General features: G+C 35.5%; 9 protein-coding genes and 2 pseudogenes. 10 read left to right on the forward strand and 1 reads right to left on the reverse strand.

Annotated elements, in window-relative coordinates:
- Nucleotides 1-68: 68 nt before the first annotated feature.
- Nucleotides 69-8,162 (reverse strand): KxYKxGKxW signal peptide domain-containing protein, encoded by an 8,094-nt coding sequence (locus tag JX000_RS00400; protein ID WP_206140752.1) that lies wholly within the window; start codon nucleotides 8,160-8,162, stop codon nucleotides 69-71.
- A gap of 515 nt (nucleotides 8,163-8,677) precedes the next feature.
- On the opposite strand from JX000_RS00400, the gene JX000_RS00405 reads away from it, so the two are divergent.
- From JX000_RS00405 to JX000_RS00450, 10 genes and pseudogenes are all read left to right on the forward strand, one after another.
- Complete coding sequence (locus tag JX000_RS00405; RefSeq protein ID WP_145506590.1) at nucleotides 8,678-9,367, forward strand: class I SAM-dependent methyltransferase; 690 nt, start codon at nucleotides 8,678-8,680, stop codon at nucleotides 9,365-9,367.
- 11 nt (nucleotides 9,368-9,378) lie between these two features.
- Nucleotides 9,379-10,920, forward strand: a pseudogene (locus JX000_RS00410) (ABC transporter substrate-binding protein).
- 1 nt (nucleotide 10,921) lies between these two features.
- Nucleotides 10,922-11,880: pseudogene (locus tag JX000_RS00415) on the forward strand (ABC transporter permease).
- Nucleotides 11,873-12,643, forward strand: coding sequence for an ABC transporter permease (locus JX000_RS00420; RefSeq protein WP_145506584.1), 771 nt, complete (start codon nucleotides 11,873-11,875; stop codon nucleotides 12,641-12,643). The pseudogene JX000_RS00415 and the gene JX000_RS00420 overlap by 8 nt, the downstream one beginning before the upstream one ends.
- Nucleotides 12,644-12,651: 8 nt before the next feature.
- Complete coding sequence (locus JX000_RS00425) at nucleotides 12,652-13,395, forward strand: ATP-binding cassette domain-containing protein (RefSeq protein ID WP_145506581.1); 744 nt, start codon at nucleotides 12,652-12,654, stop codon at nucleotides 13,393-13,395.
- Entirely contained in the window at nucleotides 13,370-13,996 is a 627-nt protein-coding gene (locus JX000_RS00430) for an ABC transporter ATP-binding protein (RefSeq protein WP_145506578.1), read from the forward strand. The genes JX000_RS00425 and JX000_RS00430 overlap by 26 nt, the downstream gene beginning before the upstream one ends.
- 176 nt (nucleotides 13,997-14,172) lie before the next feature.
- Nucleotides 14,173-14,382, forward strand: a complete 210-nt coding sequence (locus JX000_RS00435) for a hypothetical protein (protein ID WP_145506575.1) — start codon at nucleotides 14,173-14,175, stop codon at nucleotides 14,380-14,382.
- A 92-nt stretch (nucleotides 14,383-14,474) separates the two neighbouring features.
- On the forward strand, nucleotides 14,475-15,341 hold the full coding sequence (locus tag JX000_RS00440; protein WP_241004991.1) for an ATP-grasp fold amidoligase family protein: 867 nt from the start codon (nucleotides 14,475-14,477) through the stop codon (nucleotides 15,339-15,341).
- Between the two features lies 1 nt (nucleotide 15,342).
- Nucleotides 15,343-15,900: a sugar transferase gene (locus JX000_RS00445; RefSeq protein WP_145506566.1), complete on the forward strand. Its 558-nt coding sequence runs from the start codon at nucleotides 15,343-15,345 to the stop codon at nucleotides 15,898-15,900.
- Nucleotides 15,900-16,766 carry an NAD-dependent epimerase/dehydratase family protein gene (locus tag JX000_RS00450; protein WP_145506563.1) on the forward strand — a complete coding sequence of 289 codons (867 nt, stop codon included), beginning with the start codon at nucleotides 15,900-15,902 and terminating at the stop codon, nucleotides 16,764-16,766. The genes JX000_RS00445 and JX000_RS00450 overlap by 1 nt, the downstream gene beginning before the upstream one ends.
- Nucleotides 16,767-16,856: the final 90 nt, after the last annotated feature.

The following is a 16,856-nucleotide window of genomic DNA, read 5'->3' on the forward strand; positions in this document are numbered from 1 at the left end:
TGAGTAATCAATTGAGTACTTTAGAAATAACAATGCTTCTGCCTCTATTTTATTCTAATTAATTATTGTTATCTTCTTTGCGATCTTTTTTTGTCTTTTCTAGATTTTCTAAATATAGCTAGACCGAAAATCAATGATAATAATCCTGATAGTAAACCTTTAGATTGATTGTCATCTTCACCAGTGTCAGGTAATGCTTCTGAATGAGGTTTGTTGTTGTCATGTTGTTGTGCCTCAGAAGTTGGATGCATAGGTGAAACATTAGTTGATTCACTAGATGATGCACTCATGCTATGTGACATAGACTGAGATGTGCTGTCCTTCGTAGAAGCGCTTGTGCTCTGACTATGAGATATACTTTCACTTGGTGTTTCGGACGTAGACATTGATGTACTATGACTGTTTGAATCACTGCTACTTGTTGAATCACTGCCATTTACTGATTGACTAAATGAGAGACTATGACTTGGCGTATCCGATGTACTTACACTAGCGCTATCTGACGTACTATTACTATTTGAGTCACTGTTACTTGTTGAATCACTAATAGAAATACTATTCGTATGGCTATGTGATTGACTATCAGAAAGTGAAGTACTCATTGAATCACTTGTTGAAGTACTACTACTTTCTGAAGTAGACGTACTTGTACTTTCGGATCCACTTAGTGAAGTTGAAGCACTTGTACTTTCAGAACCACTTAGTGATGTACTACCACTAGTTGACGAACTGTCAGAAAGCGAAGTACTAGTTGATTCGCTAGTTGAAGTACTGTCACTTAACGAAGTCGAAGTGCTTGTACTTACAGAACCACTTAGTGATGTACTACCGCTTGTCGATGAACTATCGGAAAGTGACGTGCTAGTTGAGTCGCTTGTTGAAGTACTATCACTTAATGATGATGACGTGCTTGTACTTTGAGAATCGCTCAATGAAGTGCTGCCACTTGTAGACGAGCTATCACTTAATGATGATGACGTGCTTGTACTTTCGGAGTCACTCAATGATGTGCTACCGCTTGTTGACGAACTGTCAGAAAGTGACGTGCTCGTTGAGTCGCTTGTTGAAGTACTATCACTTAACGAAGTTGAAGCACTTGTACTTTGAGAATCACTCAATGAAGTACTACCACTTGTAGATGAACTGTCAGAAAGTGAAGTATTTGTTGATCCACTAGTTGAAGTACTGTCACTTAATGATGATGAAGTACTAGTGCTTTCAGAGTCACTCAATGACGTACTACCACTCGTTGATGAACTATCAGAAAGCGACGTGCTCGTTGAAATACTACTACTTTCTGAAGTAGAAGTACTAGTGCTAACAGAATCACTTAGTGATGTACTACCGCTCGTCGATGAACTATCAGAAAGCGACGTACTCGTTGAGTCACTCGTCGAAGCACTATCACTTAACGAAGTTGAATCACTTGTACTTTGAGAATCGCTCAATGAAGTGCTGCCACTTGTAGACGAGCTATCACTTAATGATGATGACGTGCTTGTACTTTCGGAATCACTCAATGACGTACTACCACTTGTAGATGAACTATCGGAAAGTGAAGTACTTGTTGATCCACTAGTTGAAGTACTGTCACTTAATGATGATGAAGTACTAGTGCTTTCAGAGTCACTCAATGACGTACTACCACTCGTTGATGAACTATCAGAAAGCGACGTGCTCGTTGAGTCGCTCGTTGAAGTACTGTCGCTTAATGATGATGAAGTACTTGTACTTATAGAGTCACTTAGTGATGTACTACCACTTGTCGATGAACTATCGGAAAGTGAAGTACTTGCTGATCCACTAGTTGAAGTACTGTCGCTTAATGATGATGAAGTACTTGTACTTTCAGAGTCACTCAATGACGTACTACCACTTGTCGATGAACTATCAGAAAGCGAAGTACTTGTTGAGTCACTCGTAGACGAGCTATCACTTAATGATGATGACGTGCTTGTACTTTGAGAATCGCTCAATGACGTACTACCGCTAGTCGATGAACTATCAGAAAGCGAAGTACTTGTTGAATCACTCGTTGAAGTACTGTCACTTAATGAAGTTGAAGCACTTGTACTTTGAGAATCGCTCAAGGACGTGCTGCCACTTGTCGACGAGCTATCAGAAAGTGAAGTACTCATTGAATCACTTGTTGAAGTACTGTCGCTTAACGAAGTTGAAGCACTTGTACTTTGAGAATCACTCAATGACGTACTACCGCTCGTCGATGAACTGTCAGAAAGAGACGTACTTGTTGAATCACTCGTCGAAGTACTGTCACTTAATGAAGTGGATGTACTTGTGCTTTCAGAATCGCTTAATGACGTACTGCCACTTGTCGATGAGCTATCAGAAAGCGAAGTGCTCATTGAATCACTTGTCGAAGCACTGTCGCTTAACGAAGTAGACGTACTAGTGCTTTCAGAGTCACTCAATGACGTACTACCGCTTGTTGATGAACTATCAGAAAGCGAAGTACTTGTTGAGTCACTCGTAGAAGTGCTATCACTTAATGATGATGAAGTACTTGTACTTTCAGAGTCACTCAATGACGTACTACCGCTCGTAGATGAGCTATCGGAAAGTGAAGTACTCGTTGAATCGCTCGTAGAAGTACTATCACTTAACGAAGTAGAAGCACTTGTACTTTGCGAATCGCTCAATGACGTGCTGCCACTTGTAGACGAGCTATCACTTAATGATGATGACGTGCTTGTACTTTCGGATCCACTTAGTGAAGTCGAAGTACTAGTGCTTTCAGAGTCACTTAATGAAGTACTACCACTCGTTGACGAACTGTCAGAAAGCGAAGAACTCATTGAATCGCTCGTTGAAGTACTGTCACTTAATGAAGTGGATGTACTTGTGCTTTCGGAATCACTCAATGAAGTACTACCACTCGTAGATGAACTATCGGAAAGTGAAGTACTTGTTGATCCACTAGTTGAAGTACTGTCACTTAACGAAGTGGATGTACTTGTGCTTTCAGAATCGCTCAATGAAGTACTACCACTTGTCGACGAACTATCAGAAAGCGAAGTACTTGTTGAGTCACTCGTAGAAGTGCTATCACTTAATGATAATGAAGTACTTGTACTTTCAGAGTCACTCAGTGACGTACTACCACTCGTAGATGAGCTATCGGAAAGTGAAGTACTCGTTGAATCGCTCGTAGAAGTACTATCACTTAACGAAGTTGAAGCACTTGTACTTTGAGAATCGCTCAATGACGTACTACCGCTCGTAGATGAACTGTCAGAAAGCGACGTACTCGTTGAATCGCTCGTAGAAGTACTATCACTTAACGAAGTTGAAGCACTTGTACTTTGAGAATCGCTTAATGACGTACTGCCGCTCGTCGATGAGCTGTCAGAAAGTGACGTACTTGTTGAATCACTAGTAGAAGTACTGTCACTTAATGAAGTGGATGTACTTGTGCTTTCAGAGTCACTCAATGACGTACTACCGCTTGTCGATGAACTATCAGAAAGAGAAGTACTCGTTGAATCACTAGTAGAAGTACTGTCACTTAATGAAGTAGAAGCACTTGTGCTTTCAGAATCGCTTAATGACGTACTGCCGCTCGTCGATGAGCTATCAGAAAGAGAAGTACTTGTTGAATCACTAGTAGAAGTACTGTCACTTAATGAAGTAGAAGCACTTGTGCTTTCAGAATCGCTTAATGACGTACTGCCGCTCGTCGATGAGCTATCAGAAAGAGAAGTACTTGTTGAATCACTAGTAGAAGTACTGTCACTTAAAGAAGTGGATGTACTTGTGCTTTCAGAATCACTCAATGACGTGCTACCACTTGTAGATGAACTATCAGAAAGAGAAGTACTCGTTGAATCACTCGTTGACGTACTGTCACTTAATGATGATGATGCACTTGTACTTTCAGAACCACTTAGTGATGTACTACCACTTGTAGATGAGCTGTCAGAAAGTGACGTACTAGTTGAGTCACTAGTAGAAGTACTGTCACTTAATGATGATGATGCACTTGTACTTTCAGAACCACTTAGTGATGTACTACCGCTTGTAGATGAACTGTCAGAAAGCGACGTGCTCGTTGAATCACTCGTATAAGTACTGTCACTTAAAGAAGTAGACGTACTAGTACTTTGAGAATCACTCAATGAAGTACTACCACTCGTCGATGAGCTGTCAGAAAGTGACGTACTAGTTGAGTCACTAGTAGAAGTACTGTCACTTAATGATGATGATGCACTTGTACTTTCAGAGTCACTTAATGAAGTACTACCACTTGTAGACGAGCTATCAGAAAGTGAAGTGCTCGTTGAAGTACTGTCACTCATTGAAGTTGAAGCACTTGTACTTTCAGAGTCGCTTAATGAAGTACTACCGCTCGTAGATGAACTGTCAGATAGAGACGTACTCGTTGAATCGCTCGTTGAAGTACTATCACTTAACGAAGTAGAAGCACTTGTACTTTGAGAATCGCTTAATGACGTACTGCCGCTTGTTGACGAACTATCAGAAAGTGAAGTGCTAGTCGAAGTACTGTCACTTAATGAAGTCGACGTACTTGTACTTTCGGAGTCACTCAATGATGTGCTACCGCTTGTAGATGAACTGTCAGAAAGTGACGTACTCGTTGAGTCGCTTGTTGAAGTGCTATCACTTAACGAAGTTGAAGCACTTGTACTTTGAGAATCGCTCAATGACGTACTACCGCTTGTAGATGAACTATCAGAAAGCGACGTACTCGTTGAGTCGCTTGTTGAAGTACTGTCACTTAATGAAGTGGATGTACTTGTGCTTTCAGAATCGCTCAATGACGTACTGCCGCTTGTAGATGAACTATCAGAAAGCGACGTACTCGTTGAGTCGCTTGTTGAAGTACTGTCACTTAATGAAGTGGATATACTTGTGCTTTCAGAATCGCTCAATGACGTACTGTCGCTTGTAGACGTACTATCACTTAACGAAGTCGACGTGCTTGCGCTTTGAGAACCACTTAATGACGCACTTGTACTGCTAGAAGTCGATGCACTATCACTCGCAGACGTACTAGAAGAAGTAGAATCACTCGCACTTGTCGAAGCACTTGCGCTATCACTTAATTTACTACTAGTACTTGTCGACGTGCTTGCGCTTTGAGAACCGCTTAATGACGCACTTGTACTGCTAGAAGTCGATGCACTATCACTCGCAGACGTACTAGAAGAAGTAGAATCACTCGCACTTGTTGAAGCACTTGCGCTATCACTTAATTTACTACTAGTACTTGTCGACGTGCTTGCGCTTTGAGAACCGCTTAATGACGCACTTGTACTGCTAGAAGTCGACGCACTATCACTTGCGGATGTACTAGAAGAAGTAGAATCACTGGCACTTGTTGAAGCACTTGCGCTATCACTTAATTTACTACTAGTACTTGCAGACGTGCTTGCACTTTGAGAACCACTTAATGACGCACTTGTACTATCAGAAGTCGAAGCGCTCGTCGAAGTCGATGCACTTAAACTGTTGCTTTTCGAATCGCTCAATGACGTACTTGTACTGTTCGAAGCCGAAATACTATTACTATTTGATGTACTATTAGAGGTACTTGTACTAGTTATAGTAGACGTGCTTTCGGAGTTGGATAGTGAATCACTAGCTGCATTACGTTCTATATTCCATGTAAATGTTTTAGTTGTTGTATTGTTACTTGCATCTTTTGAAGTAACTGTCACAGTATAACTACCTAATTGTGATGGTGTACCGCTTACTGTTTTAGTAGATGGATCATATGTTAATCCTGGAGGTAACCCAGTTACTGTGTCAGTCGTTGAACCACTATTATCACTTGTATTGATAGTGACATTGTTAATAGGTGTGAAAACTTGATTAGACTGATTACCGATATCAATCACAGGATTAGTAGTATCTACGACATTGATAGTGAAAGTAGATGATGATGAATTACCTGCTTGGTCTACTGAAGTAACCGTCACCGTATTATTGCCTAATTGAGTTGGCGTACCTGTGATTGTATTTGATGTTGAATCATAAGATAATCCAGCAGGTAGTCCAGTGACAGTATTAGTTACTGTTCCGGTACCATTATCTGTACTATTCACTGTGATTGGTGAAATAGGACTATTAATTTCTTTAGTTTGATTCGTCATATTAATTGTTGGCGCTTTAACATCTTTATAGAAGATGGTGATAGCTTGACCAGCATTAGTTAACTTAACTGTTTTATTTGTAGCATTGTATGTCGGTGCATATGTACTATCTACATTGACTAACTGATAACCCTTAGATGTTAAGTTACTTTGTTGATCATCAATGTTTACAGTATTATCAACGTCTCCAGCCAATGTTTTAGGTGGAATGATTTCTTTACCAGTATTAGCATCAACATAGTGAACTTGTGCTGTAGCAGATTCTGTATAGGTGAATGAGTCAATTTGAACTTGTTGTAAATTTCGTGCACCACCTGTAGAAGCAGTCATAGATAAAGAGAAATTGGTATTATTACTTGCTTTAATCCAATCTGAAATATTTCGTGTCCATGTTTGACCAGCATACGTGACTGTCATCACTTTTGTATCACCATTATAATCAATGACGAAATCTTGGAAGGTACCGTTAGGTTGTGTTGTTAATTTCGCTGCGTTTGCTGTCTTAGTGCTATCCGTATATGTCGATGCGACACCACTTGAGTTGGTTGTTACAAATGCACCGAATGCGCCTCCGCCTGATACATTCGCAGGGTCTTTATTGGCACTTGCTGATGCGTTTGGTTGAGAGGTATTATGATAACTATCTAGTTTAAATCCGAACGCATTATTTAAGCCACCGATACCTAAAGCTGCACCTTCTTTACCGATTTGGCCTAAAGTACCAGGTGAGAAAGCAAATCCAATTCCATCTCCGCCAGTAACGCCATCAGGACTAAAACCTTCATAACGCGTTCCTAAGTTAACTTTACCAGTGAAGTGGAAACTCTTATTGGAGTTGATTTTAGTACCAAGTGAAATGGCACCTTTTTGACTACTTGCATCCGGTGTCAGTGTAGCAATACCAGTGTTCTTATCAAAAGTTGCAGAACCAACTGTTGTGAAATGGTCGGTAAAGTTATTTTTATCAACAACAACTTGTGATGTTGTTGGTGCAATAGGTGTTGGTGTTGCAGCTGCTGCTAAACGATTGACCGCTAATCGACTAAAAGCACGTACTTTAGTAGTATTAGTTGGTTTAGTAGACTCACTTGCAACGGGTGTTGTGACTACACTTTCAGAAGCAGTATGTGTCATTCTTTCATTCACATAAGACGTTTGATTTGTAATCGATTCACTTTTAACAATGTTATTTTGATTAGATGATGATTCACTAGTTGTAGCATTGTTTGGTGTTTGACTATCTTTACTTTGTGTTGATGATTGAGACTGACCTTCATTCGTATCTACTTTAGGTTTACTAGACGTACTTTGTTGTTGGTCTTGTGAAGTAGATGTAGATTTCTGTGATTGTGTATCAGTTGATTTGTCGTTAGTAGAAGATGTTGTACTTTTAGCATCTTTACTATCGCCTTCACTTTCACTAGATGTCGTACTATTATGTTCTGATTGATCTTGCTTGGATGATTGTTCTGAGTGGCTGTCGTTATGTGATTGATCGGATTCACTTTGTTGTTCAGTTTGATCTTTCACACTCTCACTTGATTGTGTGTTTGATTGATCACTTTGACTATCTGTAGATTGAGTACTATCAGCATTGTCATTTTTTTCTGAACTTTGTGTTTTTTCTGAGGAAACCGATTCGCTATTTGAAGGATTTTCGTTGGTGCTTGCATGTTTAAGTTCTGTTGAATTTTGATTTGCAACAGCTTCACTTTGCGTGGAAAGTTCTGAAGTTATAGGCAATTCAGAAGCCGCCATAGCTTGATGATTATGTAACATATTCACTGTAAAAGCACCACCAGCTATGGTTGTAGCTTTTATAGCATTTCTTTTTACGAAATTACCTTTGTCTTGTGTTTCATCAGGACCTTCACTTGTGTGATTAGAAAAGATAGGTAATCCCATGATTTGCATGAGTTTAATTTCTTTGATACCTGATTTAATCCAGTGTTTGCCTGATTTATATAATTTAACCCGTGATTTTTCTTCTTCTAAACTGTGTTTTAAATTTCTTTGTCTTTTTGACATTGAACCATACTCCTTTTAAATGTTGCTTTGTAAGAATGGGTTAGTCTCAATGTAATAATACACTAATAAATAACTTCAATATTACAATACAAATATACCACATATAAAGAATAATAAATAATAATATTATTTGGAAAATAAATTTGTTACTTTTTGGTAACGAATAGAGCTAAATTAAATAATATTGTGTTAGCAATGTTTCTGTCGACAATTATAATTAAGCTAAATGTTTTTGAGAAAACTTATTTTTATAAATTTGCAAGTAAATAGGAAAATGTTTGATAAGGGCACACTCCGGTTTGTCTGAGGTCAATCTGACATCGGTCTTAATGATTGTAATATAAAGATAAATGAACTTAATAAGTCTTCAAAGTCTAATTGATATGCTGTTATGTTATCAATTAGGCTTTTTTAATTAATTTAATTGTGGCTATAAATTTATATTGTATTATTTACTTTTTTATAGTAATCTTTAAAACGAAATAATTACGATTTGAAAGGTTAAGGATAATAATATGGGAAATACATACGATATTTGGTGGAAAAAGGGAGAAGAAACGGATGATGATATGGCAAGGGACCATCAAGAGTCTTGGCAAAGAATCATTCAGATGCTTGATCCAGTCCATATTAAGGGACAAACAATTTTAGACTTTGGTTGTAATCAGGGTGGTTTTTTACGACAACTGTATCAGACACATGAATTTGAAAAAGGTGTGGGCATCGATTTAGCATACAACTCATTAGAAAAAGCAAACACATTAAAAGAACAACTCCCCCTCGAATACTTTTTAACGGATAAGCCTCAAACAACGGGATATAAGTTTGATACAGCTATAAGTACGTCAGTGTTATATCTTATTGAAGATGTCCCTCAACATGCAAGAGATTTAAAAGCAGTTTTAAAAGAAAAGGGTGTTTATTACGCCACATTTGCAGATCATACGAATAATCCAAGTAGATATTTTATGAAAGAAACCATCGATAAATATGGTGCGACGCCATCTCAAGATCATTCATTAAAATATATCGTTGATAGCTTTGTCGCAGAAGGTTTTGAAGTAGCAGTGATAAAAGAAAGCGTACCTGACGTTATCAATCTTACAAACTATAGTGATTTTTATTTATCTCCGAGTGACTATTTACGTACATTATTTGAAGAATCATTTTTAATTAAAGCTACATTGAAAGAAGGAACAAAATAATGAAAAAGTGAATATTATTATCGGTGGTAACTACAACGACGTTACTACTAGCGGGTTGTTCAAGTCATACTAAGGATGATCACAATATTAATGTGTCATTACCAACAGAGGCGAAAGCAGATAAATTAGATGCACAAGGTTATGATGCTGCGATGCCGGTTTATAGTGCAGTATACGATTCACTTGTTCAGTACGATAAGAAGAAAGGCATCAAAGCAGGTTTAGCAGATCGATGGAAAGTTGATAACTCAGGAAAAGAATATGAATTTCATTTGAAAGAAAATGTGAAATTCTCTGATGGGTCCAAACTAGACGCTAAAGCAGTTAAATTTTCAATTGACCGTGCTAAAAAGATGAATAAAGAAACGACTGTTGAAACATTAAAGCAATTAGATCAAGTGGTGGTAAAAGATTCACAAACAGTACAGATAAAATTGAAATAACCATCTAATCAGGTACTGAATGAACTAACACAAGTGAGACCGTTGCGTATTATGAGTCCGCATGCGCTTGAAGGTGGCAAGGTCGATGGCAAGTTTAAGAAGGCAATTGGTACTGGTGCATTCGTTGTAGATAAAGCAGGTAAGGAAAAAACGACAATGAAACCGAATAAGTATTACAATCACGAGCATCCAGTTAAATATGACTTATCTTTCCAAACGATAGAAGATGGTGATTCTAGAAATTCAGCTATACAGAGTGGTTCTGTAGATATTTCTGGTGGTTCATTAGGAATGTTATCAGACCAACAATTAAAACAAGATAAGAAAAATAAAGACTTAACAATAGAAGACCGACCAAGTACAGTTAGTCATTTTATGGCCTTTAATCCAGATCATAAGACATTAAAAGATACCAAAATAAGAGAAGCAATAAGTAAAGCCATCAATACAAAACAATTATCAGATCAACATATGCGCGGCATTTTCCAAAAGGATGTTCAATATGTAAATGATAAGAACCAACAACAGCATGACTATAATATTAAAGATACTGAAAAAATTCTTAAAGAAGAAGGCTATAAGAAAAATCATAACTGCATTTATGAAAAGGATAGTAAACCATTATCATTCAATCTTGTTATTCAAACTGCAGAATTTCCAAATTGGAAAGATAAAGCAGAACAAGTTCAAGATCAATTGAAAAAAGCAGGTATCGAATTAAAGATTAAAACATTAGATTCGCAATCGTATTATGACACGTTATGGACGAAAAAAGACTTTGATCTCATTTTCTATAGAACTTACTCAGATGCCTTAATGCCTTATAACTTTATGAATTCAGTATTTAAAAATATTGATGGTAAATCAGGGGTGCTTGCAAACGATAAAGTGTTATCAGAGAAGTTAGATGCTTACCCTAAAAAGATTAACCGTGATGAGCAACAACAGGCAATGGATGATATATTTAAACATTTTAATAGTAGTTATTATGGTGTGCCGATTGCTTATCCAAATGAAACATTTGTGACGAGTCATAAGATTGAATCATTTAAATTCTCAGGTCTTACTGATGCGCCTATCGACTATAAACATCTGAAAGTTAAGCAATAAAATGTTTAAACGTACTTTGAAATTATTGCTGTACTTATTTATGAGTTCATTCATTATATTTCTGTTAGTGGAAAAGACATCAGGAAATCCTGCCATCTTGTATTTACAAAGACATGGGTACACACATATTTCCCAGGAAAATATAGAAGCAGCACAACATCAACTAGGTCTAGGTCATCATATGATATTAAGGTATCTAGATTGGGTTGTACATGCTTTTACAGGGGATCTTGGTTATAGCTTTAGTACAAGTGAGCCAGTGACTTCTATGATTATTCAATCATTAACGCCTACATTGACATTAATGATAGTAGCAACGGCCATTTTATTACCGTTAGGATTCGCTATTGGTTATGTGGTTGGCGTCAATCCAGGTCATAAATGGGGGTTAATGCTTAGAAGTATCGCTCAAATCTTAACCTCAATGCCGGAATATTGGTTGGCGATATTATTCGTGTATTACTTTGGCATTCGCTTGCAGTTGTTACCCTTTGTAGGAAGCAGTACGTGGTTACACTTTGTGCTACCTGTTACAGTGCTAGTCATAGTAGAAGGTTGTCATATTATTCTAATGACAGCACATTTAATAGAAGGAACGCTTAAAAGTGATGCTTACCAATTAACCTTATTACGTGGTTTAAACTAAAACATCGAATCTATGTGCAGATTAAAGATATTATCGCACCATTAATAACGATCATGATTAATAGTATGATTCATTTGTTTGGTAAGGTTGTTATCTTAGAAGTGATTTTTAGTATGTCAGGTATAGGCAAATTATTGATTACTGCAATCAATCAACGTGATTACCCAGTAATTCAAGGTATTATCATGCTAGTAATTGTCGCAATTATGATTACGAATTACTTGGGAGATATACTAATGATTAAGAATGAACCTCGAATTCAGCACAAGCAATTAACTCAACCTAATATAGTAAGGGTGGGTAATCATGAATAAACATAAATCTGTATATATAATAGTAGGTTTTATATTCATGATGATTGTAGCTATAGTTGTTAGTTTGATACCACAACAGTTGAATGAAGCATTAGGATTACGTCCACCTAGTTTCAATCATTTATTAGGAACAGATCAGTTAGGTAGAGATTTTCTATTGCGTCTTATCCAGGGAAGTATCGTGACGATTGGATTAACGATGACAGTAATCGTGTTAAGTATCGGTATCGGTTTAATACTGGGATTAATTGCAGGTATAGAAGGACGTTGGTTTGATAAAAGTTGTATGTTTTTAGCGGATTTATTATTAGCTATCCCATCGTTTATTATTGCTTTAGTTGTTTTAAGTTTAGTGAGTGATTCAATGCTAGGATTACTATTTGCACTCACAATAGGATGGTTAGGACGCTACTTACGTTACTTTAGAAATTTAACTAGAGATTTACAAAAGCAACCTTTTATTACTTACGCAGTATTAAGTGGTAATTCTAAGATGAAAACAACATTAGTGCATACTATTCCTCATCTAATGAGTAATGTACTAGCCCTAATTACTGCAGATATAGGTAAAATTATGTTAAGCATTTCAGGGTTAGCCTTTTTAGGTCTAGGGATTAAACCACCCACACCTGAATTAGGGACAATATTATTTGATGGTAAGAGTTACTTTAGTGCGGCACCGTGGTTATTCTTCTTCCCGGGACTACTATTAGGAGGTTATGCTTTATTATTTCAAATGCTCAACAACAAAATAATGAAATAACAACCTTTGTGAGTGTCGATTGTTTAAGTGTTTTTAACAATGCGCGCACATTATTAAATTCAATTTCTGTAGATATTCAAAAGGGTGCGTTTCATTGTGTTATAGGTGAAAGTGGTAGTGGGAAGTCCTTGTTAATTCGTACAATATTAAATATGACTTCTTCAGAATTATCGTATCAAGGGCAAATTGATATCAATTTGGCCAACGTTGATGCAGTGTTTCAAGATACAACGAGTAACATGTTTCAAAATATTCCCCTTGATAAACACTTTGATATGTTATATCAAGCGCAATCATCGAAATTGACCAAGTCAGAGCGACGTGTGCAGTTGATTGAAATGATGACAGCCTTTGGTTTAGAAGAACCACAACGCTTATTAAAATCTTATCCTTTCGAATTGAGTGGTGGTATGGCTCAAAGAGTTGCGCTAATGATGGCATTGATTAGCAAGCCTCAATGTTTAGTTTTAGACGAACCTACAAGTGCACTCGATCAGAAAAATAGTCAAAAGGTAATGCGTTATCTTTCGAAGATAATGAAGGAAAAACAGATGACGATGATATTTATCACACATGATCTTAATTTAGTAGAAGATTATGCGACACATATTAGCATTATGAAAGAAGGTCATCTCCTAGAAAATGGTACTGCTAAGGAGATACTTCAACATCCCAAAGACGATTATACGAAGAAATTAATCGACATTGCGCATAGGAGAAAGCAATATGCTTACAATCAAACAACTGTCTAAAAGTATTCAACATCAACCGATTTTAAAAGATATAACATTAGATTTAACAGAAGGTCATTTACTGATATGTGGAAAAAGTGGTAGCGGGAAGTCTACTTTAGCGAAAATGATAGCTGGATTAGATTTAGATTATACTGGCCAAATCAAGTACAATGGCATTTCAAGAAAAGACACTCAAACGAAAAGATGGATGAAACAGATTCAATATGTACCACAATATCAAAGCAATACATTAGATCATCGAAAAAGAGTACGTGATATCTTATTAACGCCGTTGAAAAATCATCATTTTGATCCGTCAACTTATCATGAGAGAATCACGACAGTACTTAAACAATGTATTTTACCTCAGTCGATTTTAGATCAACGTGTAAGTACATTGAGTGGTGGCCAATTTCAGCGACTTTGGATTGCTAAAGCTCTTATTATGGAACCACAAATATTAATACTTGATGAAGCAACTACGAATTTAGACATTATTAATGAAGAAACGATTCTCAACATGCTAAAGGAATTAACACAGATTCAAATGATTATCATCTCACACGATTCATATGTGTTAGATTACTTTAAGGGTCAGAGACTCGACTTGGATTTATAAAATTGATTGAGCCATATTGTAGTGAACATGATTCACTATGATATGGCTTTTTGTATGAAAAAAAGGATTGCCCTTGAGCACGCTCCATGGTTTACAATGTTTGTAACAGAAGTGGAGGTCGTAGTCATGAATGTATCGATTATGTCATTCGCAGTTTCCTTTTGAAATACTACTCTTTGAAACGGAAAGCTATTATAGATGTTATGACATTAATCATTTTTGTTATACTTTCAATCTCATTTGTAGAATTGTATGAAGGGTTATTAGCTATTGCTATTGCTCAATTAGTAACATTTGTGATGAAAGCTGTAGTAGAGATAGTTATATTTGTTAAATTAGACACTGCTTCAAAACAAGTAAATAATAGGGAAGTTGATGATATATGATAAATAAATTAAAAATATTTATAAGAAAATTATTATTAAGAAAATCAACAATGAGTTTATATAAGAAGTTGAGGCACATTAAGGTAAATGTAATGCGCATATTAAGTGATGAACAATTTGTAAAACTAAATGTATATTTTAATACGGGTATTAAAATAAATTTAGAAAATCCAAAAATGTATGTTGAAAAATTAAATTGGTTGAAATTAAATTATCGGAACCCACTTCAAACGTCGTATACAGATAAGTATCAAATGCGCACTAACCTTATAGCTAAAGGATATGAATATATATTACCACCACTGATAGGTGTATATGAAAAGTTTGAAGATATACAGTTTTCTAGAATGCCCAGTAAAGTGTTTGTAAAAACTAATCATTCTTCAGGCATGAACCAAGTAATTACTAGAAGTTCAACAGATTTAGATAAAGCAAAACATAACTTTAACAAATCACTAAAACAAAATTATTATAAGTTCTCACGGGAATGGAACTATAAAAATATTAAACCTAAACTGTTAGTAGAACATTACTTAGATATGTCAGAATATCTAGATTATAAATTCTTTGTATTTAATGGGAAGGTTGAATTCTTTGCTGTAATTAAAGATATTATTGATGAAACTGGGAATCAATCTTTGGAAAGTCAATTTAATTTATATGATTTAGACTTAAAGCCACTGAATGTTGATGTAAAGCGAAAAACTTTTGATGATACAAACTTTGAATTTAGTCCTTTTATAAAAGAAATGATAGATATTTCAGAAGATTTGGCTTCGCCATTTCCATTTGTAAGAGTGGATTTTCTAGTAAGTCAATCCAAATTTTTATTCGGAGAAATGACCTTCCATCCTAATGGAGGAGAATTAGTCTTCTATCCGTTATCTAAAGATTATGAATATGGTAAGAAAATAAATCTTAATAATATTCCTAATCAATTTATTAAAAAGAGGGATTAAAATGAAACGATTTTTTGATATTTTTAGTTCGTTATTTGCAATTACAGTACTTTCACCTATATTAATCATTGTTTCGATTGCAATTAAATTAGAGACTGAAGGGGATGTAATTTTTAAACAAAAGCGTCCGGGATTATATAATAAACTATTTAATATTTATAAATTTAGATCAATGAGAATAGATACACCGAATGTAGCGACAGATTTATTAGATCCTACAGATTATATTACTAAAACAGGCAAATTTATACGTAAAACTTCATTAGATGAATTACCCCAACTTTTTAATATTATTAATGGGGATATGTCAGTAGTTGGTCCTCGTCCAGCTCTATATAATCAATATGAATTGATAGAAAAAAGAACTAAGGAAAAAATCCATACTATAAAACCTGGTTTGACAGGGTTAGCACAAGTAATGGGACGTGATGATATTTCAGACGATGAAAAGGTAAGATATGATAAGTTTTATCTAGATAATCAATCTTTTAAATTAGATATGTATATTATCTATAAAACAATACAAAATACTATTTCTTCTGAAGGGATTAGTCATTAATGAGAAAAAAAGTTTTAATTACAGGTGAGAAAAGTTATATTGGTAATCATTTAGAGAGATACCTTTCTAGTTGTGGCTATCAAGTAGAGCGTTTAAATATGAAATCAATTAATTGGAAGAAAAAGGATTTTACTGAAATAGAAGTGGTCATACATTTAGCTGCACTTGTCCATAATAATATGCCAAATGCATCTATGTTAGATTATATGAATGTTAATTATCATATGTCTATAGAGTTAGTGAATAAAGCTAAAGAACAAGGTGTAAAGCAATTTATATTCTTTAGTACTATGAGCGTTTATGGAGAAGAAGGTAGTTTAAATCAATCTGTAGAAATATCTAGAGATACACCATGTAAACCGAAAACTATGTATGGAAAATCAAAATGGTTAGCTGAGGAAAAAATAAAATCGTATGATGATGAGAACTTTATTGTAAACATTGTTAGGCCTCCAATGGTATATGGAAAAAATGCACCAGGAAATTTTATGAAATTGATTAAAGTTGCTTCGCTACTACCAGTCTTTCCTAAAATAAATAACGAAAGGAGTGTGTTGTATATAGATACATTGTGTCAACATATACAACATTTAATGAACATTCGCTTTAATACAATTACTCATCCACAAAACGAATCATATATGGCAACTAATCAAGCTTTGTCATTTATCAGAGAAGAACTTGGAAAGAAAATAAATATCATTGAAATACCAATACCAAGATTAATATTAAAATATTTATCCCAAAATAGAGCTATGAATAAAATATATGGTAATTTGACATATACAATGGATATAGATGATGAATTAGTAGCAACACATACTAAGTCCTTTAAACAAACAATTCATGAAACTGTAAACAAATAATGTATAAATAGGAATTTGACAACACGCATTTGATTTTTTACAGATTATTTACATTTGTTTACTATTAGTTTCTTTATATTGGGAGCGGGA

It is taken from the genome of Staphylococcus sp. SB1-57, from assembly GCF_017086425.1.
Lineage (GTDB): Bacteria > Bacillota > Bacilli > Staphylococcales > Staphylococcaceae > Staphylococcus > Staphylococcus warneri_A.

Bases quoted from the DNA above. Each gene is read 5' to 3' on its own strand.
- JX000_RS00430 (WP_145506578.1), top strand. From the start codon at position 13,370: ATGCTTACAATCAAACAACTGTCTAAAAGTATTCAACATCAACCGATT.
- JX000_RS00400 (WP_206140752.1), bottom strand. From the start codon at position 8,162: ATGTCAAAAAGACAAAGAAATTTAAAACACAGTTTAGAAGAAGAAAAA.
- JX000_RS00445 (WP_145506566.1), top strand. From the start codon at position 15,343: ATGAAACGATTTTTTGATATTTTTAGTTCGTTATTTGCAATTACAGTA.
- JX000_RS00405 (WP_145506590.1), top strand. From the start codon at position 8,678: ATGGGAAATACATACGATATTTGGTGGAAAAAGGGAGAAGAAACGGAT.
- JX000_RS00420 (WP_145506584.1), top strand. From the start codon at position 11,873: ATGAATAAACATAAATCTGTATATATAATAGTAGGTTTTATATTCATG.
- JX000_RS00450 (WP_145506563.1), top strand. From the start codon at position 15,900: ATGAGAAAAAAAGTTTTAATTACAGGTGAGAAAAGTTATATTGGTAAT.
- JX000_RS00440 (WP_241004991.1), top strand. From the start codon at position 14,475: ATGCGCATATTAAGTGATGAACAATTTGTAAAACTAAATGTATATTTT.